The following is a 24,887-nucleotide window of genomic DNA, read 5'->3' as shown; positions in this document are numbered from 1 at the left end:
CTTTTTACTCAGTGGCATGACATAGATTACGATGATGCTATCGCGTGGTGTCATTACATAACGTATAAAAAAACACTCGCATTACGGCGAGTGTTTAGAAAAACGATATTTATCTATTTAAGTTTGGAAACAATCCCTACTTGGGTATAGGCATCACTCTATTCCGCCCTAATCGCTTCGCTTCATACAGCTGAGTGTCTGCGCGCTCTATCAAGCAATCTGGCGACTCGCCTTCTTGGAATTCAGCCACACCAAATGAAGAAGTTATGCTATCCACCTGCTGACCGCTGCGTTTGTCTTTCACACTAATTTTCTCGAAGCTGGATCGTACTGATTCTGCGAAACGTATTGCCAATCTTAGCTTCTTATCTGGGACGATAAATGCGAACTCTTCACCACCGTAACGATAAGCTGCAATGCCTTCTCGACACGATCCTCTTAAGCGTTTAGCGATAGAGCGAATCACCGCATCGCCAAAGACATGCCCATACTGGTCATTAAAAGATTTGAAATGGTCTATATCGAGTATGATCAAACTGAATGCGCTGTTATTACGACAAAAAGTAGAAAGATCTTTATCAAACGCTCGGCGATTCAATAAGTTGGTCAAACCGTCATAAAGCGCATCTTGTTGGAATTCGGCAAGCTGAGATTTGAGCTCACCAATTTCTTTGCTTGCGACGTTGAGCTGACTATTCAAAAACTGTGTTGTTGAGCGAATGTCTTTTGATTCCGTAATCAGATTTCGCACCAATCCCATGACTTCTTCAAACGACAAACCCTCATCTTCCACCCTTGAAAGATTATCAAAACTTCTGTCCATCTGCTTTTGGAAGGTACTGGTGTTGGCTAAGGTGTCATTCATGGAATGAGACACTTCGGTGATGAGTTTTTCTAAACTTGTGCGAAGTTGTTGCACATCGGTTTCTTGCTTGCTGGCAACGTAGTTTCTGTATAACGCTTCCCCCGTCGCTGGCGGGCAAAGCCCACAGTCCGACACCACTTGATCCAGCTCTTTGTTTAGTTCAGGCAAGGAATTATCAACATACGTATACCACAAGGCATAGTTAGTCGGTGTAGTAGGAACTTGATTTTTGATCATCAAAGGAACGGCTTTTTTCAGGTTCTCAGATGCTTTTTGAATGTCTTTTTTACTCATGCGTTATCACTACTGTCGTGCGCCTTTGTTGTCGGAACAAGTATAGATCATTCTAGGCGCTATTCATTGAACGTCCAATAGCTAACATCAAACCATTTTGGCAATAAACTCAAGAAAAAGAAGTCAAAAGCGTGTCTCCAAGCAGTATGATTACCGCCGTATGGAAAAAGTAGGATCAATAAATACTGGCAGGGGATCGTAATGCAGCTCAAGATTCAATTAAACTTCAACGTAAATTGATATAGCGCTTTGCCCGACTCTTCCGCATGAAAGTGCCCGTTACCTTCTACCCCTTTTAGCTCACCGGTGCCAGAGTCGCGCACAACAACCATTTGGCTGCTGGCCACGCCTTTTTCAAACTTCCCGTTGTGTTGAACCACCATGCAACCCGCTTTACCATCAATGGTTCCGGTGATAATTTCATAACCCACAAACACAGCATGATCAGCAGTTTGGTGGCACATGAGATACTGAATCTCACCGGCACCTTCAATACCACCTCGATAATTTTGGGTGACCGTGGCCAGCGATTGCTTAAATCCGCCCTCGCGTTGTACATAGGTGCTTTCATCCCACGCTGTAATGTGGAATTCACCTGAAAAAGATTTCATATGACACTCCTTGTCACTTGGGTATTTCCAATCCAATTTATCCTTGCCTCATTTCGCTGGCGAGTGCATCTATAAGAAATATCTAAAAAAGAAGCCAATTCTTAAAAATAGGACAGCTCACCGTTTTTCTATCCAAACTAATTAAGCTTCGACCACACTTGATAAAGACCTACAGCGTGCGTCAACCCTACCACAGTGCAAATAAGCGAACTCACCCACATAAAGGTTTGTTGTTCACGTAGCTCAATTAAATACGGGTGATTGACCATGTTAATCGCAACAATGCCAAAAATACCTCGGGCTAAATAAACCGTTGTAATACCAACCAACACCCATTTCGTTAGTGGTAGTGGAATGATAAATCCAGCTGCCGACAACGCATATACTCCCCAAATGGCTAATACCGTTGCGATACCAGCCGTCACAATGTGCGGATACCATCGACCTTGTTCTGCCATTTGAGCCATACCTTCTCCAGCACCAAAAAATCGATACCATTCTGGTCCACCGAGTACTATGCAACCATGCAAGAACGCGGCAAAGAAGCTCATAATAGCCGCAGCCATTAAAACATTATTCATGGGGCTATCAGGCTCCTAACAAAGGTTTGTTTTTGAGTTTATGGTAATTTAGTGCAAGGTATAAGCAATGCTTCAGTGGGTGTTCTGCGAGTGGCTTATCTATGTGAAATTCAATGGCGCGATTGCCCTGATAAGTCATTTCATCACCATATAGCTCTCTAAATGTTTCAACTAGTTTGGTTTGGCAATGAAAGTAAACACAATAAAGCTCTGGTTCGCTCTGTTTCCAACCCAGCCTTACGGTACTGCCATGTCGAGAAAGATAGCTTGGTTCTCCCCATTTCAGGGTTTCTTCTATTTCCCCCAAGTTTTCCTCTGCTGCTACGTCATACAGCAAAGCTCTTACCTGCATAAGTCGCTGTCGAATGGCTTCGGGGTAATGTTCAAAAACTTTACTCACATCCTGATTCATTACGTTCTCCTGCGTCCGGCATCATGTTCACAAACTTTACCTTAAGCTAACCTAAAGTGGGCTGCTCTTATCTCCTTACAAACGCTTACACTGTTTAATATTTCAGCGTGTTAGCATGCGCGCCATCAATGACTAAGATATGTGATATTTATCGCATTGTGATGAAGTTTTAGGTTATTTATGTCATCAACATTTTCGAATTACGTTTCTCAAAACGGCGCGCTTAATACAGACAGTAATATGCAACGCTCAGAGTTGATTCAGCAAGATCTCACTGTAGGTTGTACCAGCGTAAGTGAAATGCAGGCGATTATGGGCATAGCGCAAACCATCATTCATCACAAAGAAGATCTGGTCTCGCACGTTTATGATTATTGCTCGCACAAGCTGGCATTTTCATTTTCTAAAGGTGTTCTAGTGCTCAAGGAACGCGGCACAAAAAGGAACAACACATTTCATTTTGAGGATATTACGTCATGAAAAAGTTCTTTTCCGTTCTACTTGTCGCTTCTGCAATGTCTGGTTGTGTATCAACGAATCCAGAAGACTCTATTATTCCAACAATGGACAGCATCGCAGGCATTCCATTTGCTGAAGAAAACAAATGCGAAACCGCGCTGGATGAAATGTACATGCACGTTTATAACGACAGCCCTGCAATGGTATTCAGTGTTGGACAGCGTTTCGGCTTCACTAACGATCAAATCAATGATGCGATCAAAGTAGCAAACAACAACGAAGACAGAGAAGTCTACATGCACACCATGTCAGAAAAACTCTGCAAATAATTCCCCTAATTGATTTCTCTCTAAGCCGCTCTTGTAGCGGCTTTTTTTGTACTATTCTTCGGAAGATCATCCCGCCCTAGTGAACGGCATCGGTTATTTATTCGTAGTACTGGAAGGACACCAATTTAAATTGCGCACAATCTATTTACTTTTTAGTTGAGCACAATTAATATGCTTACAAAATAAACATTGCGCACAATCTAAATTCAAAATACCGCCTAAATTCAAAATATCGAGGATCTTATGTTTGCTGAACTTTTTTCCCAGTACTCTTTCACACTATGGGGCTTGTGGTTGATTCTATTCACTGTATTAGTTCAAGCCATTGTTGCTTCTGTTGCTCATCGCAAACAATCACACTATGTCCCTGGAATTGTAGACAGCCAACTGAGCCACGAATCCTTTGTATTTCGAAGCCATCGCACCCATCAAAACTCACTCGATAACGTCGCTGTATTTGTTCTCCCTGCTATCTTGGGAATCTTCGCCGGTATGTCTTCAACAACACTGGCAGTTTTCGTTTGGATTTACGCCATCGCGCGCCTAATTCACATGGTGCTGTACTACGTAATTGCAACAGAACGTAACCCTAGCCCACGCAGTTATTTCTATATGATTGGTTTTATTGCAAATCTAGGATTGTTCATCGCACTAGGATTGAACGGCTTCTAACAAGCTCGTATAAATTTTGCTACTCTCTGCTTGCTTTCATATGGAAGGAGAAGAAAGTGCGATCAGAATTTATTGAAGGACAAGTCCGTTTTCGTCCTCACACCTTTGAGTTGCCATTAGACTATCAACAGCCCAATGGCGACACTATTTCCGTTTTTGCCAGAGAACTGGTCGACATCAATAAAGACAGCGAATCGCTGCCGTGGTTGGTGTATTTTCAAGGTGGTCCTGGCTTTGCCTCACCAAGGGTTGATGGCAGTTCAGGTTGGGTGAAGCGCGCACTTCAGCAATTTCGTGTTTTACTGCTAGACCAACGCGGCACTGGCAATAGCAGCGTCATTACGTTTCAAACCTTAGAAGGTCAAAGTCCAGATCAGCAAGCACAATATCTAAGCCATTTCAGAGCAGACAACATCGTTCGTGATGCTGAAGCGATTCGTGAGCAATTTGGTGTTGAGCGCTGGAGTATTCTTGGGCAAAGTTTTGGCGGCTTCTGCTCTCTGACCTATCTGTCTATGTTTCCAGAAAAACTAGAACGTTCTCTAATAACTGGTGGCGTTCCTTCACTAGTTCGTCACGCCGACGATGTTTATCGTGCAACATACAAACGTGTAACCGAAAAAAACAATGCGTTCTTTGCGCAGTTTCCAGCAGCGCAGGCTCAATGCCAGAAAATCGCAGACTTCATTCTAAACAATGATGTGATCTTGCCAAATGGTCAGACATTCTCAGTAGAACAATTCCAGTTAATTGGCGCCAACCTTGGCCGAAGCGGTGCTAACACGCCAATGTATTACTTACTGGAAAATGCTTTTGTCACGGTAAATGGCGAAGAAACACTGAGCTTTGGCTTTTTGAATGCCATGCTTCAAGAACAGGTTTTCCACACTAACCCGATTTACGCTTTGTTGCATGAATCCATCTACAACCAAAATGAAGCCTCTTCTTGGTCGGCACATCGTGTGAGAGATGAATACCCTGAGTTCCACTACAACACGGGCAAACCATTCTTGTTTACCGGTGAAATGGTGTACCCATGGATGTTCGACCAATTCCAAGGTTTACAGCCACTCAAACAAGCCGCAGATTTGTTGGCAGAGAAAACAAGCTGGGGCAGCCTGTACGATGTAGAAAAACTGGCGAGTAATTCTGTGCCAGTCGCATGCGCTGTGTACGCAGACGACATGTACGTCGAAATGGATTACAGCCGAGAGACTCTGGCAGGCATTCCAAACAGCAAAGCGTGGATCACCAACGAATACGAACACAACGGCATCGGCGTTGATGGTGAACGTATTCTCGATAAGCTGATTGATATGACCGACGCAATCGCTCACTTACCTTCGTCTACTTCGAGCAGCTAAAATGAAAAACCTCCCGGCTGGGAGGTTTTTTTATTTGATGAACCGTGTCGGTTTCACTTTGATGAGTTTTTCTATTTGGTCACTCGGCGTTTCAGAGAGTGGCTGTGATGCGGAATGAGCTAAATAACGAACCACGACGGATTCACTCACGTCAAAAGGTTCATCCGTCGCGACATCGACGTTCTGCGCGCGATCCGCAATGAAGGTGTAATCCAATTGCTCTACGACTTTTTTGTCGTACACTAAGCGAAATAACCCCAAATAATGGAAAACACCCGTACCTTGAGTCGTCACCACGTAAGGGGCTACAAAAGTCATAGCTTCTGATGGTTCGCCATAGTTCAGAGGGGTAATTTCAAGGAAGTTCAATATCACCTCACCACGCTGACCATCGACCGAGTAAAACCCTTTTGCTCTCGCATTTTCTGGGTCACCGACTACTTGAGTTAACTGCGCTTTCGACAAGCTTTCAGGCACACTCACCAACCAAGGCTGTGCATCTTTAAGTGCAAATAGCTTGAGCATGACTTGGTCTGTTTCACCCGTTTGCTCAGATTTTACGGTTACCCCTTGTTTTGCATAAATCTCCTCGTCCGTTAGGCTAAACCGATAAACAGCAGCAACAATAACAACGACCAAAAGCACAATAGGGATCAGAAGAACCAAAGGGATCGGCAATAATTTTTTCGACATGAAGGTACCCAGAATTAACAAATACTAAGCGCCAGTGGGCACTCTATGCTGGCCGACATTTTACCCTGAAATGCTGCGCACATTTAATGATTTAACTCTTTAATTTCCACTTTTTGTTTATGCACTGTCATTAAGCGAGCTTGATCGACCGAATACCAAGCTTGGCGCTCGCTATCTAATGGCTCAGAGGCAACCACAATGCCATTTTCCATCATCTTATAGAACAGTGTTGGCGCATGATCATCCGAAGCATACCGAAACGCCCAAATCGTCTCACCATCCGACCAACTCGCGCTGATCCGAAGCGGTTCGTCTATTTTTTCATCCAGCATCAGTGACTCTATTAGCACCAATGTTTTTTCTATGGCTGCACTGGGTTCACCTTCCATCAACCCATTTGCAATCAACAGCAAAAATAGTAATTCACTGTCCGTCTGCCCTTGCCTACATCCATAAAGAGATTTAGGGATTAAGCGCTCAATGTGCCAACGCAGTTCGGTGTAACCGCCAATTTGACCATTGTGCATGAATAGCCAGTTTTTATATCGAAATGGATGGCAATTAGTACGTGCCGTTTGTGTGCCAGTTGAAGCACGAACATGCGCAAAAAACAGTGGGGATAGGATGTGTTCCGACAAGCTTTTTAAATTGCAATCACTCCAAGCAGGCAGTACTTCTCGGTACAAACCTGGGTCGTCTTTTACGCCATACCAGCCAACACCAAATCCATCCGCATTAATTGCAGTAATGGATTTCCTTGCACTCATACTTTGTTGTACCAACGAATATTCTGGTGCAAAGATTAAGTCAGACAGGTACGTTTCTTTTCCTTGATAAGCTAGCCAGCGGCACATGTTTACTCCTAGATCGAACTTGGTAAGTTAATTTATTCTCCTCAAAAACATCATAGTAGATATCAATATCTACTGTCTTTAAACGAAGTAGCAAAACCTACTTTTATACTCTTAAAATGGCGTTAATGAGGTAAGAGCATGTCCAATGTATTGCTGTGCGTGCTCTTTAAATACTCGGGCTTTTGCTCCCAATAATCGTCCGCTTGGCCATTTAAACGATACGCGACCTTTTAATACTGCGTAACCAGCACTTTTTTCTGCAACGCCGATTTAGCGTGGCTATCCAGCGCCATATTCGCATCCAGATAGATCACCGAATCTTGGTTCAAACTCTCTGAGCAATATTGTTCAGAGAGCTCCGATGCCTTAATACCAGCCCAATCTGAAAAGAAACACTCAAAGTAAAACATTGAAAATGGCTGATCGCTCGGGTAATCACGTTCTACATCACCCGTGAAAAAGAAGGGCACGTAAAGTGATTCTATATCGGGCGGCGTTCTCACATCGTGTCTGAGAGCGAGTGGCCCATTTGGCGAGCCTAAACCATGATCCGAGAAAAAGGCATACTGCCCACCTGCTTCTTCAACCAATTCCAAAACCTGTGCCTGTAGATAATCGCTGTATACCACACTGTTGTCGTATTCATCCAAACGTCGATTATTCGAGCGAAATGTCTCGAACGCCTTGGGGTAACGATCAGAAAAGTTCATGTGTGAACCATAGAAATGCAAGAAAATGACTTTTTTCTTGGACGGTTCAGCGAGCACCTTTGCTAACTGATCAACCAGTATTTCATCATGCATCGTCCCCCCGTCCGCTTGCGAGGAAAAATACTGATGATCGGTCTGCTGCGCTAGCGTTGAGATTGAAAAATCCCATTGTCCAAATTGAGCGTGATTAGATAGCCAGTACGTCTCGTAATCTGCCGCGTTAGCCAACAGAATGACAGACTGAGACATATTTGGAATACCTTCCGTTTTTGTCAACATCGCGGGTACTGAGCCCCATGTGTTGCTTCCAGCCGCATAGGGATAACGAAACACCGTTAACTTATCGCGCATTTTATCTAAGTAAGGTGTTGTCTCTCTTTCATAACCATACAGGCTCATGTTGCCCGCTCGCAGTGATTCCCCTATTCCTATCACCAACAAATCTGGCGCATTGGGTTTTCGCTCGATTTCACTCCACGTCATGGTTTGATCAGACTGAATGTTCATTAAGTGATAAGTATCCGCTATAGCGATAACGCTTTGAAAAGCAGGAAACCGCAACGATAGCTTATGGAACGTATATTCCACGGAAGAATACGCATTTGAATAGCCACGTGCTGTCCCTTTGTTGATGTAATCGGCAAATTCGTCATTGGAATACGCTTTCGGCAACTGCAATGCGAAAGGAATGATGAGATAACCTGCCCCTAACAATAGGCTAGGTTTCCAAATGACCGATTTCGGGATGGAGACACGCGTACCTACGGCTAACACAACCAAAATAGTAACAGCGAGTTCCCAACCGTGCCGAACCAAAAAACTGGTGGATTCATTTAGTGGCGCACTCAATACGCTGAAAATGACCCCCATAGAAAGCGGAGCCTGATAGGCGAAATGAACAAAGAAAATAACACCTAAAAACACCGCCAACCCCCACTTTATAAACCGCTGGGTATTCAATAAGCATAAAAGCCCAAAGATCAACATGGTTTGAAAGGCGACGTGAATGATTGTTTTGATGGTTAAGCTAAGTAACTTGTCGCCATTGGTTGCCAGAGCAATGAAAAGGCACCCAGCAAAAAGTAGCCCATTCTGAAACCACACATTTTTCATTAGCGCTGATGTTCTCATTGCTTACCTCCATTCTGGTGACAAGATGCAAACTGCGAGTAAATCGCTGAATCGGTCAACACCACCTTGATATTAGGTTGTACAAGTTCTGCAATCTTTTGAGGTTCATTGACGGTGAAAAGCAGAGTGGGGATTTCGGGGAAATGATACTGAAACCGATCGGAGTAATTGTCGACGTCGGTTGAAACGGTCGTAAACCAACCGAGCAAATATTTGATTTTGATTTTGGTGGCATACAGAGCGTAATGCCATTGGCTCAACTCACTTCCCAGCGCTACCCAGTAACTGGTATTGAAGCCGTTCTCCGTGAAGGTTCGTAATGCGTGATCGTTTACTGATTCCACGAGTATGTACTTACGTTCAATCACGTTTTCTGAAATTTCGATAAGATGTTGCGACGCAGATTGACGTGATTGATTATCTAAATCGACCAGATTCTTGAAATCTAGCCAGTACTGAGTGGAAGAACCAAACGCTGAAAATACCTGTGCGAGTGTCAGTTCTTTCCCTTCATCAAGGCTTGGTTTGGGATCATGCCTTACATGAAACTGATCCGTCTTGATATCATAAAAAACATCCACTTCTAACCCTTTAGCGCCAGCCTTTAAGGCTGCACTAAACGATTCCAGTGTATTGTCAGCGGCGTCTTTTGTGAGGCCTCGATGCGCCCATACTTCTGTACAAAACAGCCAAGCAGCTTGGTTGCTCGCCTTGTAGAAAAACAGCAATTGGAATGTAAGGAATAGACCGCCTACTAGCACAAACGACAGAATAATTGCTTTCAACCCTCGCCACACTTTTGGCATCGCCTTACCACTGCATTCATAATGATACTCAAAATAAGAAAAAGCGCTCGAATACACTCTTTACTCACGAACACTGCAGGAAACATACCCAAGTAACCTGAACTCGGGATAAGTATGTTGAAGCGCAATTTCAAAGAACATTGAGATAGAAAAAGAGCCAGTAAAAACTGGCTCTTTGGGTTTCTTTCCGCTTTTGTATACCCATTGTCAGAGTTGAGTATCGGGGAAATTAGCGACCGTAATTTTTGACAATATACGCTTCAAAAGCATCGCACATGTCTTCATCAGAATTTGAATTAGACGCGAGTTCTTTATCGCCATCGACCACTTTTATTGTCGCTTGCAAAGAAGACACGCTAGCGCGATCACGCGTTGCTAATCCTTTGATTTTTTCTTGCTCTTCTTGCCAAGCTTCATCCACCGATAAGTTACACACATCGGCTAGGTATTTCGCGTTAAAGCCTTCACCAGTCAAGCTTACAATGGTGTCGTTGTGAGACGTGCTGTTGCCACCATGCCAGTAATGCTTGGCTAGGAGCGGACCAATTTCTGGGTTATCGGTCAAATAGCCGAATTTCTCTGTGAAGTATGCTCGCGTCTGGTACACCGCCATGTGAGCCAATAGGTAACCCTGGTAAGCACACGCTGACTCATCCGACAACAAGTGAGGAATCGCAAGCAATGGACGCGGGCTACACTCTAGTCCAAGAATGTTCTTTTCACAGTCACGAGCTAACTGAGTGATGTTTTCAGGCGTCAGCTCTTCATCGTTTAACTCATAAAGCGCTCTTTCAAAATAAGGCACAACAAGAATGCTGCGTTCTTCATACGCTTTAAAAGGCTGGCGGCTATCAATCATCGTCTTGATGAGTTCATCTGGAACAGGGTTACCGTCGTTATCCAGCGCGTACTGCTTAAGCCAATCCGCATCCGTCAACAAGCTGTCACAGAACATAGATTGAGTTTCGGCATACGCCATGGAAGTAGGCGCAAATTCCTGTGAAAAACACGGCGCGTTCAGCTTCACATTGGCGAAATGAGCGGCATGCCCTCCTTCATGGAACAGGGTGTTAATGCCATCGTAACCACTGCCGACTTGATCTGGCTTGGCGTTGCTGGTGAAGTTCACCTGTGCTGGAATCCATTTACCTTGATCATAAAAAGAAGGAACCGGTCCATGACAGAAGCCATTCGGGTACTTACCTTTTCTATCCAATAAATCCAGCGTCAGCTCTGCGTCTGAATATTCGATGTTCAAACGACCAAAGGATTCCACCCAACGGCGCAACGACTTGGAGAACGGAACATACGGGTCTAGATCACGCATTGCATCACCCGCAAATGAGTAGATGAAATTGTGTCCCGCCAACGCATCTTCCCCTTTCTCAGCCGCCAGATTTTTCAAGCTGTTGAGATGAGCTTCACGCGTGCGGGCTTCAAAATCGTCCAAAATACTGAACAGCTCTTGCGTGGTCATTTTCTCCATTTTTAGGATGGAGTAATCAAAAAAGGTCTTGTACCCAAGGGAACGAGCAAACTCATTACGGCGCTTGACCAACTCAATAAAGCCATTGTTGAGTAACCATTGCTCTAAATCCAGAAAAGCAGAATGAGCCGACTGTCGAACGTCTTCGTTTTCATTCGCGCGAACTGCCGCGCCAACCACAGGCAATGAGCCTTCTACCGAGTCGCCATGTTCATCAACATAGGTCAGTGCGTGGTTTTGGTTGCGCTCAAACAAATCGAACTCAAACTTAATCAAGTCGGCTTTAAGCTGCTGACTCTTTTCGCCTTCAATCGCGTGGGCTTTAAACATGTCCAGCCAGCCTTTAAGACCCGCCATTGTGCTTTGTTTTTCTTTTGCGTCGCTGATGTTTTCGGCGGCGTCTAGCTGCTGATTGATTTCGCTAATTTGTGAAGCTTGGCTTAGGAATTGAGTCCACTCTGTTTGCGCTTTAGAGGAACCTTCATGGTCATCACTGATACCCATGTAAGTTTCCCAGAAAAAATCTTCTTTAGTGCGGTGAATAGCCAGATAACGTTGATTCAAGTCGTTTAGATATGCAGTTGCCGACATGTTGTTCCTTCAATCCGTTGTATTTATTTGCGCGGAATTATCGCACGGAGAGCACGGCTAAAATAGTGAGCTAGACGAGTATTTTAAGAAAGCCTCAACTTTAAATGCCAGATATAACAACATAACATATTGAATAATAATATTTTTATTTCATGAACATCACTTGAAATCCTCCTTGTGCAACTCCATTGATAATCATTGAGAATTAAATGTTCAATAGTTAAGGGATTAAAAAATGACTCAATTCTCCATTCGTAACGCTGTGGCTGAAGATTCCATTCTTATCGTTCAATTTATTCGTGAGCTTGCGCGCTATGAAAAGGCAGAGCATGAAGTTCACGCAACCGAACAAAGCATTCGAGAAACCATTTTTGGATCGGATTCCACCACCCACGCTCTCATCTGTGAACTTGATGGTAAAGCGGTTGGTTTTGCCGTGTACTTTTTTAACTACTCCACTTGGGTAGGGAAATACGGTTTGTACCTTGAAGATCTGTATGTCACACCCGATGCACGCGGTACCGGAGCGGGAAAATACATTCTTAAACATTTAGCACAAATTGCTGTCGCAAAAGATTGCGGGCGGTTTGAATGGAATGTTCTGGACTGGAATCAACCGGCAATAGACTTCTATGAATCCCTTGGAGCAAAACCTCAAAATGAGTGGGTTGGCTACCGATTAACAGGGAAAGCCTTACTGGATCTTGCTGAATCCTAGGATTTAGATTCAAGCACTAAGCAACGTTGCTTTGCTCACTTTAGGGTGTATTAACCTTTCACTTGCTACGTTTTAACCCTAAGCAAAACAGATTGTCTAAGTAAAACCGTTTTTCACTCCCTCTTTGGTTTGAGCGGCGGTTTGCTCAGAGAAGTATGCTACACCCAAGTAACCTCAAGATGCTTGGGTATACTAGTCAGTAAGGATATTAACGTGCGCATTCAATCCATCGATATATTACGAGGGATCTCCATTTTAGGGATCCTATTCATGAACATCTATTACCACGGCTTATTTGCCACCGGATACGTTTCTCCTGAATTTCCTCCCATCAGTGACACCTTCATAAATTTGTTCAGTAGCGCATTTTTTGATGGTCGCTTTCGAACCTTGTTCTGCCTGCTATTTGGCGTTGGGTTAGCGATTCAATATCGTTCATACAAAAAGAAAAAAGTGTCGCCAAAGGATGCCATTAAACCAAGAATGAAATGGCTGATACTCTTTGGTTTATTACACGGTCTTTTCATATTTGGTGGTGATGTGTTGATGCTTTACGGAATATCGGCGCTGTTCGTGCTTAAATCGCTAGATCTTCCACTCAAAAAGCTTCTTAAGAAATCTTACCGATATTTGATCATCGGTGGCGTGCTAAACCTCAGTATCGCCTTCGCATTTCTATTCTTTGAAGAGCCGCCACTGGTTCAAGGAACACCAGAGTTCATGGAAGTGTATGACTTCTGGTTCAGTTCTTATGGCATACAGATGCTCATTCAGGGCGGGGTGGCATTCGTTATTGTATTAACGTCTCCTCTTTGGATATTTTGGCAGGTCGCTGGCTTGATGATGCTCGGTGCTTTCTTATTTCGAGTCGGTTTTTTCTCCAAAGGTTTCGACAAAAAAACGTTCCGCTTTGTTGCACTTGGGGGCATTGCCTTTACGGCGCTAGACTTGGCTCTACGCATATACCTTCCAAATCAGACAGCAGAACTTGGGGCGATTGTCGCCAGTGTCTCTGCAATTTTTGTGGCACTTATCTATGCTCACGCGATCGTCAAACTCGTGGCTAACCGAAATGCTGTTATTCAGTTATTTGCTGCACCAGGTAAGCTCGCTTTCAGCCTGTATATATCGCAGTCCATTGTCATGGCTGTACTGCTGCGCTGGACGTTCCCTGAGTTCCATTTAACAGCCACCAGATTGGATTACATCCTTATTGCACTGGCGTACACTGTTGTGCAAATTGTGGTCGCCCACGTGTATTTGAAGGTCTTTAAACAAGGTCCTTTGGAATACATCTGGAGAAAAGCGTACACTCGAAGCCAAATAAAAAAGCAGTTAATACCTGTACATTAAGGAAGAATCATGAGTTTTAATGTTTATCTCTCAGGTGAAATACATACCGATTGGCGAGACCAAATCATCGAGCAATGTCGCGAAGCGGGGCTGGAGATCACCTTCTCTTCCGCTGTGACTCACCATGAATCAAGCGATGCCGCTGGCGATGTGTTAGGACCCGAAGAAAATGGCTTCTGGCGTGATCATAAGTCAGCAAAAGTGAACGCAATTCGCACTAAGAACGCCATTGAAAAGTGCGATATGGCGGTGATTCGTTTTGGTGAAAAGTATCGCCAGTGGAATGCAGCGTTTGATGCAGGCTACTGCGCTGCATTGGGGAAACCCTACATTACATTGCACGATGAAGGACTGATTCACCCACTTAAAGAAGTCGACGCCTCTGCACAAGCTTGGGCAACGTCACCAAGCCAAGTAGTCGAAATAATTAAGTACCTTCTCTCGTAATGCCTATACACAAGTAGAAAGAAAAACGGAGCACAGGATGCTCCGTTTTTTTATGTGTTGTACCGCCTAATCTGTCGGCTAAACCACTTAATGATTCTGGCTTTGGAACGATTCCAGTAGCGTTGTTGCCATGGAAAAATCATAGCTTTCAATCGCTAAAACTAACGCTTCAAGAGTTTCTTTGTTTTCCGGAGAGGCGTCTAACAGTTGCTGGGCCAATTGCACTGCATCTGCGTCATACCCCTCAATGGCTTGAGACAATTGGCTGAGTATCTGGTCTATATCCAGTTGAGCGTTGTCCTCTTTTCTCTCTAAGCCATGCTTTGATGTATACGCCAATAATTCTTTTTGAATATCAGAAGCTCGTTCGCCCATTTCTTCAACCCACTCTGTCGGGATCGCCTTTTTCTCCTTAGCTTTGGATTCTATTCGTTCTGCTATTTCTACTAATACAGGAATTCTCAGATTACCCGCCGAGCCACGAACTGTGTGAGCAAATCTTTCTAGATACACCCAATCTTTTAGCTCTGATTTTTCTCGGAATTCAACCAAGTCTCGTGCGAGATTTGAAAGCATGGAACCGAGCAGCTTAATATATCGCTCTTTGGTTATTCCTATCTCTTCGGCCGTGTTTTCAATTTCACCACTCCAAATGTCTTTGGGTTCGGGGGCGTTGGTTAAACCATTACTTTGCGCTGATTTCTTAGATGATGATTTAGAAGGCGGCGTTGAAGCAGGTAAAGTGGAAGGTTCTTCTGCAAGTACTGGCGCATTCAAATACTGCTTAAGCACATTGTACAGCCTCGAAACATCAATGGGTTTGGTAACGTGATCATTCATACCTGCGTTGGTACAGGTTTCAATGTCTTGCGCCATCGCATTGGCTGTCATGGCAATAATCGGTAGCGTATACCCTTCTTTTCGCGCTTGTTTGGTTGCTGTAACACCATCCATAATGGGCATTTGCATGTCCATCAACACAATATCAATGTTCCCTTTTGCAAGGGCATCCAACGCAATTTTACCGTTGCCCGCTATCGTAACTTCACATCGCGTTTTTTCTAGTAAACCTATCGCTACTTCTTGGTTAATTTCATTATCTTCCACCAGCAAAATACGCTTGCCAGATAAGTCTGGGGTTTCAATTTTCGCTCGATTTCGTTTGACGAGGTTTTTGGCTTCAATGCCATACGCATCCATGATGGCATCAAGTAAAGTAGAAGGGTTAACAGGCTTGAGTATGAACCCATCGATTAGTGGTGAGGCTTCTTCATCTATCCCTACCTCTCGACCATATGCCGTCACCAAGAAGCGTTTCAAATCGGTAAAACGCTCATCTCTCGGCAAGCGTTTTAACAGCTCAACCCCGTTAATTCCCGGCATGTTCCAGTCGGCAAACACCATATTAAATTGGTCGGTGTTAAGCAGTTCAATGGCATCGTATCCATTGGTTACCGATGTCACACTGAACTCCATCGCTTCCAACAAGTTTTCCATGATCCCTCTAGCGGTATCGTTATCATCAACCACTAAGGCTTTACGTTCTTTAATTGGTTTCAAAGGAGCGGAGATATCACGCATCTTCGCACTTTGAAGGCCGCATTGAATGGTGAAAATAAAGTTAGAGCCTTCCCCCACTTTTGACGTAACCGTCAGGTCGCCGCCCATCAATTCAACCAACTGCTTACTGATATTTAAGCCTAAGCCTGTTCCCCCGTGCTTGCGAGTGGTGCTGGCGTCCGCTTGGGTAAAGGCTTCAAATAATTTCGCTAACTTATCTTCAGGGATGCCTTCACCTGTATCGCTCACGACAAAACGAATCTCGGCATTTTTATCATCCTGTTTATCAAGGCTGGCTTTTACAATGATTTCTCCATCGTGGGTAAATTTCACTGCATTCCCACACAAATTAACGATAACCTGCCCGAGCCTTAGCGGATCGCCGATCAAGTTGATTGGCATCGTTGGGTCAATGTCTAACACCAGTTCAAGGTTTTTCTCTTGCGCTTTGACGGAGACAATGGACACCACATTTTCCAGAACATCATCCAAACAGAAGTCAATGTGTTCAATATCCAGTTTGCCGGCCTCAATTTTTGAGAAGTCCAAAATATCATTGATGATGCCGAGCAAGTTTTTCGCTGAATCATTTATCCGATTCACATACTTTTCTTGAATGCTATCGAGCTCGGTGTTCAGCGTTAGGTGTGCCATTCCCATGATGGCATTCATTGGGGTGCGAATTTCGTGGCTAATATTGGCAAGAAATTCACCTTTAGCTTGGCTCATGGCGTCGGCGGTCTCTTTCGCTTCAACCAGTGCGTTTTCCATTTGCTTGCGTTCAGTTTGGTCGAGCAATATCCCCACAATGCCGTTCACGTGCCCATGGCTGTCAAGGAAGGAGGCTTCATACACCAACATTTCTAACTGTTTCTGATTGGCTGGGGTAATCTGAACTTCGTAGTTTACGTTGCTTTCTTTTTGGAAAAGAGTTTGGTGGTGTTCATCAAATTCTGGGGCGGTTTCCCCAAAAATCATGTTGGGAGTCGAGCCTAATATTTGCTCCTCGCTCAACCCCATCAGCATTCTAAACTGGCTGTTAATGGTAATAAATTGCCCCGTATTGTTGAGGCAGTACATTGGATTTGGTGTCGCGTTCAGAATTTCCTGATTCAGCTGAGACTGTTCCAGCGCTTTTTGCTCGGCTTTGCGTTGCAGTTCTAGATTGCGGCTCAGTTGGATACTGATGGAGAGATCATTCAACATTCGGTTCAGCCACTGTAAGTGAATGTCATCAAGGCGATGGACAACCCCAATTTCCATTACCGCAATCACCTTTTCCTTCACCAACAATGGCAAGTAATACATTTCATTAAGAGACAGTTGTCCACCATTGTAAGGCACCACAAACGCCCCATTTAACTCTCGTATCACCACCGGTTCTTTACTGCGAGTCACTCCCATCAGTGTGGAGCTTTCTTCACTGACCACTGCGCTTTGGCTTTCACCGTAACCCGCCCCTGAGATCCGCGTTAGTGCGTTGTTTTCGAAAATGTAGATCCCTACCATTTCAACGGGGAAGTGCTGCATTAAGAAGTGTGTCACGCGATCACACAGCAAGGATGTCGATTCATTGTTGCGTAAAACGATGTTGAAATCTTTCACCAACGTATTGTTGCTAAGCTGTTCTGAAATATGATGAAAAACCACATTTAAGCTATCAATAAAATACTGTAAATCTCCGTAGGCTTGTTGGGTTAACGTGAAGGAAAAGTCTTTATTTTCTACTTTTTCGACAACCGTTTGAGAAAGCTTGCTAAGAGGGCTGATATAGAGGTGCCAAAGTAAAAGAAACGACAAACCAATCGCCGTAATTAACGCAAAAAACAGGACTAAGCTGATTTGTTCATTCGTACGTATGTCCGCTTCATTTACTGTAATTTCAGAGTTAAGCCGTTTAAGAATGGAATGATGCGCAGAAGAAATCGCCGCCATTATTTTCGCTTTTTCAGAAAAATACTGATCGCTGTACAACAATGAACGAGCACGATCTAAATCCCCTACTCCAGTCAAAACCCATTGCCCATTATTGTCTTTTTCTCGCCCTTCAATGGCATTAAATGCATCCACCTCTAGCCCGACTAAAGCATTCGATAGCGCCAGTGCACTGTTTAATTCACTGAATTCAAAGGCTTCGATGCCCGATTCTTTCAACCTTTGTACTAACGTCGGTCCGCTGAACTCTGGCTGGGGTGTAGGCGATTGTGCTTCCATAGAAACAATATCCCAATACTCGTATTGGTTTCCCTCCGGTATGGGTGTTTTGCCATTTCGGACATTCAGAACATGATTAAAAAGTGACTTCCATTTTTCATTTCCTGTTGCACCATATGCTCTAGCAAACTTGGTTAGGTGATCCGAGCTCCCTTTCAACTCCATCGATAGCCGATAGAAGCTCGCCAGCTGAGATTGTAAGTTCTGAGTTTTTCCATACAGTTGCGTGTTCGCTTGATTTAAAGAAAAAATCGCAACAGAGACCCCTCCCATAACAAGGAACAGCAAAGAAAATAGAATTTTTATTGATTTCATAGCTCAAGACCTTTCCAAAGTTTTTTCAATATGGGCTACATTTAATGTAGTAGGGATTGCTAATGTTTTGAAAGGTGACATATGTCATTGGGGAACTTGGATAGCCGAACCATATTGATTGTCGATGACTCGCCAGACAACTTATCGTTTATGGCTCAGTCATTAGGTGGCAGTTACGTCATAAAAATTGCCAATTCAGGGGCTGTGGCGCTGGATATTGTTGGGAAATTCCCCATCGACCTGATTCTACTGGATATCATAATGCCGGAAATGGATGGCTACGAAGTCATTCGCCAGTTGAAGTCATCAAAGAAAACCATGGAAATTCCCGTTATATTCCTGACTGCCAAATGCTCATCTGAAGACGAAAGATTAGGATTTGAATTAGGAGCTGCCGATTACATCAATAAGCCCGTTAGCGTCCCAACCTTAGAAGCAAGAGTCAAAACACACCTGCAAAATAAAGTCTCCAACGATCTTCTTCATGGTCAAAATGACTTGCTAGAAACGCTGGTTAGAAACCGTACGGAAGAACTGGAAGAGGTGAAAGATTCCATCGTTATTGCGATGGCAAGCCTCGCTGAAACGCGGGACAACGAAACGGGAAACCACATTCTTCGAACGCAATATTACGTAAAAGCACTGGCGGAATATTTGGCAAAAACACCTAAATACAGCGAGTTGCTCACCCCCGAGTTAATTAAGATCTACTACAAAGCCGCGCCACTACACGACATAGGAAAAGTCGGCATACCCGACAATATCTTACTCAAGCCAGGGAAATTGACAGAGTCTGAGTTCAAAATCATGCAAGAGCACACAACGCTCGGGCTTCAAACGTTACAGAAAGCCAAGGAACATTCCAATAACCCTAATGGCATTATTGATGCGGCGATCGACATTGCTTATTGCCACCACGAGAAATGGGATGGTTCAGGCTACCCCAAACAATTGGCTGGAGAAGCCATTCCATTGAGTGCAAGACTCATGGCTGTGGCGGATGTGTATGATGCTCTGATCAGTAAACGTATCTATAAAGATGCGATGGAACATAGCGTGGCAAAACGCATTATTGAAGAAGGAAAAGGGGGACACTTTGATCCCCAAATCGTCGATGCTTTCATCGCCTGTGAGCAGCAGTTTATTGATATCGCGACAAAGTACGCTGACTAATCAACTCCAGAGCAAACGACCACTAAGCTCACCCAACTCTTTTTTGATTCTACTCTTCTTCCATCGCCGCAAGTACCGATTCAATTTCTTGGGCGGCTTTGCGAAGCTTGTCGACAGAGGAAATTAAATGGTCGATCGTTTTACGAGCAATCGGGGCATGACAAAACAAGCAAGCAATGAGCCGACCGTCAGTGCGTTTGATTGGGACAGATATAGCATTCATCCCATCCATAAACTCTTCGTTATCCACACCAATCTGAGTCTGATTTATCCCCAATAAAGATTGCTCTAGCGCTTCCGGTCCCACGATGGAGTTTTTCCCCATCGGCTGAAGATCGAACTGCTTAAACATCGCACGGCGACGCGCTTCAGGGAGGCTGCTTAGGTAGAGCTTGCCACTGGATGAACACCAAGCAGGTACTCGAGTTCCTACCGGAATGTGTACCCGTAATGGGTATTCACATTCAACTCTATCGAAGTAGATCATTTCCGTACCATCAGGAATGGCAATACCACAGGTTTCGTCCATTTCCTTCGCAACACGCTCTAATATGGCACGCCAATGTGTTTTGTGGACACTGGTATGCAGAACGTTCAAAGCAATATTATGAAAATGATCACCAGGCACGAGCTGACCTTTCAAGTCGGTGTATAACCAACCTTCTTTTAGCAATGTGTTGACGATTCGATGAGAAGTTGGTTTGGGGATATCCAGCCTTACCCCAACTTCGGTAGGTGACAGTGGTTGCTCGCTGGAAGCCACTTCTTGCAAGATTTCTAACACACGAAGGATGGTAGAACCTTTTTCACGCTTATTGCTGGTCGTCATAATGCCCTGATACGGTTTTTCGTTATGGAAGCAGTATATACTCAATCTACCTCAAGATAAAAAGCAGCCCAAGTAGTTGCTAACAAACAGTAATTTTCTGATGATAGCGTCACACTACTTGGGTATGTTCTATTTCATTGTTGGCATCGAAAACTCCGCTCGCAAGCCATCCGATTCTGGCCAGCGAGATGTCACCGTTTTCATTCGGGTAAAGAAGCGAATTCCGTCGGGTCCATGCATATTCAGTGGTCCAAAAATGGAACGCTTCCAACCACCAAAGCAGTGAAAGGCCATAGGGACAGGAATCGGCACGTTCACGCCAATCATGCCAACCAATACATTTTCTTGGAATAGGCGAGCCGCTCTGCCGCTTTCAGTAAAGATCGCCGTGCCGTTACCGTACTCGTGATCATTAATGAGTTGAATCGCTTGCTCCAATGTGTCCACTCGTACTACCGACAAAACGGGACCAAAGATTTCTTCTTGGTAAATGGTCATGTCTGGTGTGACTCGGTCAAACAACGTCGGTCCGACAAAGAATCCACTTTCTGCGCCTTCAACTTGATAGTTACGTCCGTCGACAAGTAATGTTGCGCCTTCTTCTACGCCTTTATCTATATACCCAACGACTTTGTCTTTATGCGCTTGGCTGATCACGGGTCCCATATCCGGTTCGTCTTCTCTGTCGCCAGGACCCACTTTGAGTTCCGCTATCGCCAACAGCAGCGATTCAATGGTGTTTTGTGCCGCTTCTTCACCCACACACACCGCGACGGAAATCGCCATGCAACGCTCTCCGGCAGATCCATATGCCGCTCCCATCAGCGCATTGGTGACTTGCTGTGTGTCTGCGTCTGGCATCACTACCATGTGGTTTTTAGCACCGCCCAAAGCTTGGCTGCGTTTTCCATGTGCCGAAGCGGTGGAGTAAATGTATTCCGCAATAGGGGTGGAACCCACGAAACTGACTGCCTGTACTTCTGGGTGAGTAAGCAGCACATCTACAGCGGTTTTATCGCCATTCACCACATTAAACACCCCATCTGGTAATCCGGCTTGTTTAAGCAATTCCGCTAAAAACATTGCGGGGGTTGGGTTTTTCTCTGACGGTTTCAGTACAAACGTGTTGCCGCATGCAATCGCAATCGGAAACATCCACATTGGAACCATCACTGGGAAATTGAAAGGCGTAATGCCTGCACAAACGCCCAATGGCTGCATCATGGAATGAGAATCCACCTGACGCCCCACATTCAGCGAATGCTCACCTTTTTGTGCATGAGGAATGCCGCAAGCAAACTCCACTACTTCCAGCCCACGGGTGATTTCCCCTTGTGCATCACTGAGCACTTTCCCGTGCTGCTCTGTGATGATTTGCGCTAATTCATTGCGGTGTGTTTCGACAAGCGCTTTGAATTTGAACATGACTCGCGCTCTCACCACAGACGGGGTTTTCGACCACGCAGGAAAAGCCGCTGCCGCAGCGTCAACCGCTTGCTCGGTTGTCTGAACGGAAGCCATTGCCACATCAAGAATGTGTTCGCCCGTAGCCGGGTTAGTGACTTTCGCTAAATCTGAACCTTGGGATTCAACAATATTGTTATTAATAAAATGTCCGATACGTTCCATTGGGATCTCCTTATGCCCACAACTTATAATAAAGTCCGACGATTTCTTGTTGGCTCGGAACTCTAGGGTTATTTCCAGGTGAGCCGGAAGCCAATGCTTGCTCCGCCATCACCTCGCAAAGTGAAAAATACTGTGCTTTGTCGATACCAAATTCCGACATAGTGGGCACAGACAATTCTTGGTTAATCGCAATAAGCTCCTGAACTAATGAATTACACGCCACGTCGTCACTGGCTTCTTGCAATGCAATGCCCATATGCCGAGCGCAATCGGCATAACGTGATTTGGCGCTTGGGATAGAAAAACGGGTAATGGTTGGCAAAAGCATCGCGTTAGATAAACCATGAGGCACATGGAAAAAAGCGCCAATTGGGCGGCTCATCCCGTGCACTAGCGCAACGGATGCTGCGGAAAACGCCATTCCAGCGAGTGTAGAACCCAGCATCATCGCTTCTCTTGCTTCATGATTGTCGGGTTCGTGGTAAGCCTTTCTTAAGTTGGGTGCAATCAACCTCATGGCAGCAGTGGCCTGCGCATCGCTAAACAAATTCGCTTTTTGGCTCACGTACGCTTCAATGGCATGAGTCAAAGCATCAATTCCGGTATCTGCCGTCACTCTCGGAGGCACACTGGAGGTCAGCTCATAATCCACCAAAGCAGCATCAGGCATAAAACCTAGCCCAAGGCACAACATTTTCTCGTCCGCCTCGTCATCGGTAATAATGGTGAATCGCGTCACTTCCGATCCTGTTCCAGCCGTTGTTGGAATCGCAATTAAAGGAACACCTGCCTCAGTTACCACACGAGGAAACTTGTAATCGCGCATCACACCACCGTGCGTACCTAAAATATTGATGGCCTTCGCAGAATCAATGGGGCTGCCACCGCCTAATGCGATAATGGCGTCGTACCGACCTTCTCGAAAAATGTCTACACCTTGTGAAATAGAAGAAACCGTCGGCTCCGGTACGGTTTCAGAAAATACCGCACACTCTATACCTGCACTGGTCAAATGTTGAATAATTTGGTTGGGATACCCCAGTGACACCATGACGTTATCGGTGATTAACAACGGCGCTTTACACCCAAAATTCGTCAATATCTCTGCGATTCGCTGGCTGGCACCCGCACCGATCTCCATGATCCTTGGAAGCTGAACCTGATTGCTCATTTTTACATCCTTATCTCTTGCCCTTCGTTTTTAGCCTGCTGAGTTAGCCAAACACAAAAACCACTCAATGATACTTTTTGTATCGTTTTTAATATTAGAGTGAACGAATGGAAAATGTAAAGATAAAAATGAGACTTTAAGTATCATTATAGTTATAAAAATGATTTACCTAAGCTATCAAATTAGAACTGAATCACACTTTCGCACATCCAAAAAAACCCCAATCTAGCCAGTAATACCCCTCCTCCGATATTAGGAAAAAACGTCGAAACACAACTGGTTATCAAGTAAACGAAATGTTAATAAACCCCCAAAAAACCACAAATAAACAACCTTAATGAGACTTTTTGTATCGAAATGATTTTGACATATGAATCAGTAGGTGATTATTATTTAACCTCCTGAAAGAAATTTCACTAAATCAACATTTCAATCAGGCTGTGATTTTTTCACGCAAATGGAACAACGCCTATCGGAAAAGGGCACAACAAAAAAGCCACAAGGAGAGTGCAATGAAAAGGTTCCAACCATCCTCAATCAACTTGAAAAAACTACTGGGAATTGCGTCGCTTTCGATCGCCGCTTTTACAGGAGTAACGTCTCAAGCCACAGCAGCAGAGGCTTTTAAATGTAAGCCAGGTGAAACCTACTACATGAACGTTATGGTGAGTGGCGTCGAATATTGGTTCCCTGTATATGAAATGATGAAACAAGCAGCGAAGTCGATGGGGTGTAAAACGGTGTACACCGGAACCCCTGAGTATGATGTGAACAAACAGCTAGCTTCATTTGAGCAGGTGTTAGCGAAAAAGCCTGCGGGTATCCTTTTACACCCAATGAACCCAGACCCATTCATTGAGCCCATTAATCGCGCAAAAGAAATGGGTATCCCTGTCGTAACCTTTGCAGCAGATTCGCCCAACAGTGATCGCGTGTCATTTATTACCTCAGATAACTACGCGGAAGGCAGACACGCAGCCGATACCATCGCAGAGTCTATGGGTGGAAAAGGCGAATACGCCGTTTTAGAAAACCCAGGGCAAGACAATCACGATCGTCGAATTTCTGCATTCATTGCGCGAATGGAAGAAAAATGGCCAGACATGAAACTCGTCTCGCGAGCTGCTAGCAACACAGACGTAACGAAAGCATACAACGCCGTCATGACTATGGCACAGGCACACCCTAAATTGGGCGCCGTGTTTATGCCTGAAGCCACTTCGGCATTAGGGGCAGCACAAGCCGCCAAAGAACTAGGCGGGAAAATCAAAGTCATGAACGCGGATGTGAACGCAAAGATCCTAGACATGATCAAATCGGGTGAAGTCTTTGGAGCAGTAAACCCCAACCAAGGCATGCAAGGTTATATGGGCATGATGCTCCTTTACTTAGCGGCGCACTCTGACCTCATCGACCCAATGAACGATTACAAACGTTCTGGCTACAACCCAATGGGCGTACCGTTCGTGGACAATGGATTCGCCATTGTGACTAAAGAGAACGCAGACGATTTCTACTGGGACAAATATCTCCAAAAACGCGGCACCAAAGGCATTAACGAATAACACATAACTCGCTTGGGTAACTCGCTGTTATCGGGACAGTGTGATTACCCAAGCC

At 44.6% G+C, this 24,887-nt stretch carries 22 protein-coding genes; 9 read left to right on the top strand and 13 right to left on the bottom strand.

From position 1 onward, the window contains the following. Positions 1 to 136 precede the first annotated feature (136 nt). From LDO37_RS18925 to LDO37_RS18910, 4 genes are all read right to left on the bottom strand, one after another. Entirely contained in the window at positions 137 to 1,159 is a 1,023-nt protein-coding gene (locus tag LDO37_RS18925; protein ID WP_126608460.1) for a GGDEF domain-containing protein, read from the bottom strand. A 215-nt stretch (positions 1,160 to 1,374) separates the two neighbouring features. After that, positions 1,375 to 1,770 (bottom strand): DUF3224 domain-containing protein, encoded by a 396-nt coding sequence (locus tag LDO37_RS18920; RefSeq protein ID WP_101115707.1) that lies wholly within the window; start codon positions 1,768 to 1,770, stop codon positions 1,375 to 1,377. Between the two features lie 137 nt (positions 1,771 to 1,907). Then, a complete protein-coding gene (locus LDO37_RS18915; RefSeq protein ID WP_126608459.1) occupies positions 1,908 to 2,351 on the bottom strand; it encodes a hypothetical protein in 444 nt (147 codons plus the stop codon). 7 nt (positions 2,352 to 2,358) lie between these two features. Next, positions 2,359 to 2,763, bottom strand: a complete 405-nt coding sequence (locus tag LDO37_RS18910) for a DUF1801 domain-containing protein (protein WP_126608458.1) — start codon at positions 2,761 to 2,763, stop codon at positions 2,359 to 2,361. A 180-nt stretch (positions 2,764 to 2,943) separates the two neighbouring features. Between LDO37_RS18910 and LDO37_RS18905 the strand changes: the two genes are divergently transcribed. From LDO37_RS18905 to LDO37_RS18890, 4 genes are all read left to right on the top strand, one after another. Then, entirely contained in the window at positions 2,944 to 3,243 is a 300-nt protein-coding gene (locus tag LDO37_RS18905; protein WP_126608457.1) for a hypothetical protein, read from the top strand. After that, the gene (locus LDO37_RS18900) at positions 3,240 to 3,551 is read left to right on the top strand and encodes a hypothetical protein (protein WP_126608456.1); all 312 of its coding nucleotides are present in this window, start codon (positions 3,240 to 3,242) and stop codon (positions 3,549 to 3,551) included. Before LDO37_RS18905 ends, LDO37_RS18900 begins: the two co-directional genes overlap by 4 nt. Before the next feature lie 243 nt (positions 3,552 to 3,794). After that, the gene (locus LDO37_RS18895) at positions 3,795 to 4,223 is read left to right on the top strand and encodes an MAPEG family protein (RefSeq protein ID WP_126608455.1); all 429 of its coding nucleotides are present in this window, start codon (positions 3,795 to 3,797) and stop codon (positions 4,221 to 4,223) included. A gap of 56 nt (positions 4,224 to 4,279) precedes the next feature. Further along, the gene (locus tag LDO37_RS18890; RefSeq protein WP_126608454.1) at positions 4,280 to 5,587 is read left to right on the top strand and encodes an alpha/beta fold hydrolase; all 1,308 of its coding nucleotides are present in this window, start codon (positions 4,280 to 4,282) and stop codon (positions 5,585 to 5,587) included. Between the two features lie 30 nt (positions 5,588 to 5,617). Here the strand turns inward: LDO37_RS18890 and LDO37_RS18885 are convergent, their stop codons facing one another. The 5 genes from LDO37_RS18885 to LDO37_RS18865 form a co-directional block, all read right to left on the bottom strand. After that, complete coding sequence (locus LDO37_RS18885) at positions 5,618 to 6,280, bottom strand: hypothetical protein (protein ID WP_126608453.1); 663 nt, start codon at positions 6,278 to 6,280, stop codon at positions 5,618 to 5,620. A gap of 83 nt (positions 6,281 to 6,363) precedes the next feature. Continuing rightward, positions 6,364 to 7,134: a class II glutamine amidotransferase gene (locus LDO37_RS18880; RefSeq protein WP_126608452.1), complete on the bottom strand. Its 771-nt coding sequence runs from the start codon at positions 7,132 to 7,134 to the stop codon at positions 6,364 to 6,366. Positions 7,135 to 7,364: 230 nt separating this feature from the next. Beyond that, positions 7,365 to 8,975 carry a sulfatase-like hydrolase/transferase gene (locus LDO37_RS18875; RefSeq protein ID WP_126608451.1) on the bottom strand — a complete coding sequence of 537 codons (1,611 nt, stop codon included), beginning with the start codon at positions 8,973 to 8,975 and terminating at the stop codon, positions 7,365 to 7,367. Beyond that, on the bottom strand, positions 8,972 to 9,781 hold the full coding sequence (locus LDO37_RS18870) for a glycerophosphodiester phosphodiesterase family protein (protein ID WP_126608450.1): 810 nt from the start codon (positions 9,779 to 9,781) through the stop codon (positions 8,972 to 8,974). The genes LDO37_RS18875 and LDO37_RS18870 overlap by 4 nt, the downstream gene beginning before the upstream one ends. 229 nt (positions 9,782 to 10,010) lie before the next feature. Next, positions 10,011 to 11,858: a M3 family metallopeptidase gene (locus LDO37_RS18865; RefSeq protein ID WP_126608449.1), complete on the bottom strand. Its 1,848-nt coding sequence runs from the start codon at positions 11,856 to 11,858 to the stop codon at positions 10,011 to 10,013. A 235-nt stretch (positions 11,859 to 12,093) separates the two neighbouring features. On the opposite strand from LDO37_RS18865, the gene LDO37_RS18860 reads away from it, so the two are divergent. The 3 genes from LDO37_RS18860 (at position 12,094) to LDO37_RS18850 (ending at position 14,376) form a co-directional block, all read left to right on the top strand. Further along, entirely contained in the window at positions 12,094 to 12,576 is a 483-nt protein-coding gene (locus LDO37_RS18860; protein WP_126607062.1) for a GNAT family N-acetyltransferase, read from the top strand. 213 nt (positions 12,577 to 12,789) lie between these two features. After that, entirely contained in the window at positions 12,790 to 13,929 is a 1,140-nt protein-coding gene (locus tag LDO37_RS18855) for a DUF418 domain-containing protein (protein ID WP_126607061.1), read from the top strand. A gap of 9 nt (positions 13,930 to 13,938) precedes the next feature. Then, positions 13,939 to 14,376, top strand: coding sequence for a YtoQ family protein (locus LDO37_RS18850; RefSeq protein ID WP_126607060.1), 438 nt, complete (start codon positions 13,939 to 13,941; stop codon positions 14,374 to 14,376). Between the two features lie 87 nt (positions 14,377 to 14,463). Here LDO37_RS18850 and LDO37_RS18845 read toward each other — a convergent pair whose 3' ends face one another. After that, positions 14,464 to 18,465, bottom strand: coding sequence for a hybrid sensor histidine kinase/response regulator (locus LDO37_RS18845; protein ID WP_126607059.1), 4,002 nt, complete (start codon positions 18,463 to 18,465; stop codon positions 14,464 to 14,466). Positions 18,466 to 18,546: 81 nt separating this feature from the next. On the opposite strand from LDO37_RS18845, the gene LDO37_RS18840 reads away from it, so the two are divergent. Continuing rightward, on the top strand, positions 18,547 to 19,638 hold the full coding sequence (locus LDO37_RS18840) for an HD-GYP domain-containing protein (RefSeq protein WP_126607058.1): 1,092 nt from the start codon (positions 18,547 to 18,549) through the stop codon (positions 19,636 to 19,638). Between the two features lie 49 nt (positions 19,639 to 19,687). On the opposite strand, the gene LDO37_RS18835 is transcribed toward LDO37_RS18840, so the two are convergent. The 3 genes from LDO37_RS18835 to LDO37_RS18825 all read right to left on the bottom strand — a co-directional run bounded on the left by LDO37_RS18835 (position 19,688) and on the right by LDO37_RS18825 (position 23,267). Further along, entirely contained in the window at positions 19,688 to 20,467 is a 780-nt protein-coding gene (locus LDO37_RS18835) for an IclR family transcriptional regulator (protein ID WP_126607057.1), read from the bottom strand. 129 nt (positions 20,468 to 20,596) lie between these two features. Next, entirely contained in the window at positions 20,597 to 22,096 is a 1,500-nt protein-coding gene (locus LDO37_RS18830; protein ID WP_126607056.1) for a CoA-acylating methylmalonate-semialdehyde dehydrogenase, read from the bottom strand. Positions 22,097 to 22,106: 10 nt separating this feature from the next. Next, positions 22,107 to 23,267, bottom strand: a complete 1,161-nt coding sequence (locus LDO37_RS18825) for an iron-containing alcohol dehydrogenase (RefSeq protein WP_126607055.1) — start codon at positions 23,265 to 23,267, stop codon at positions 22,107 to 22,109. A gap of 512 nt (positions 23,268 to 23,779) precedes the next feature. On the opposite strand from LDO37_RS18825, the gene LDO37_RS18820 reads away from it, so the two are divergent. Beyond that, on the top strand, positions 23,780 to 24,832 hold the full coding sequence (locus LDO37_RS18820; protein ID WP_224055750.1) for a substrate-binding domain-containing protein: 1,053 nt from the start codon (positions 23,780 to 23,782) through the stop codon (positions 24,830 to 24,832). The last annotated feature ends 55 nt before the right edge of the window (positions 24,833 to 24,887 follow it).

Source organism: Vibrio penaeicida (assembly GCF_019977755.1).
GTDB classification, from domain to species: Bacteria; Pseudomonadota; Gammaproteobacteria; order Enterobacterales; family Vibrionaceae; genus Vibrio; species Vibrio penaeicida.
This window is presented reverse-complemented; position numbering and strand designations above follow the sequence as displayed.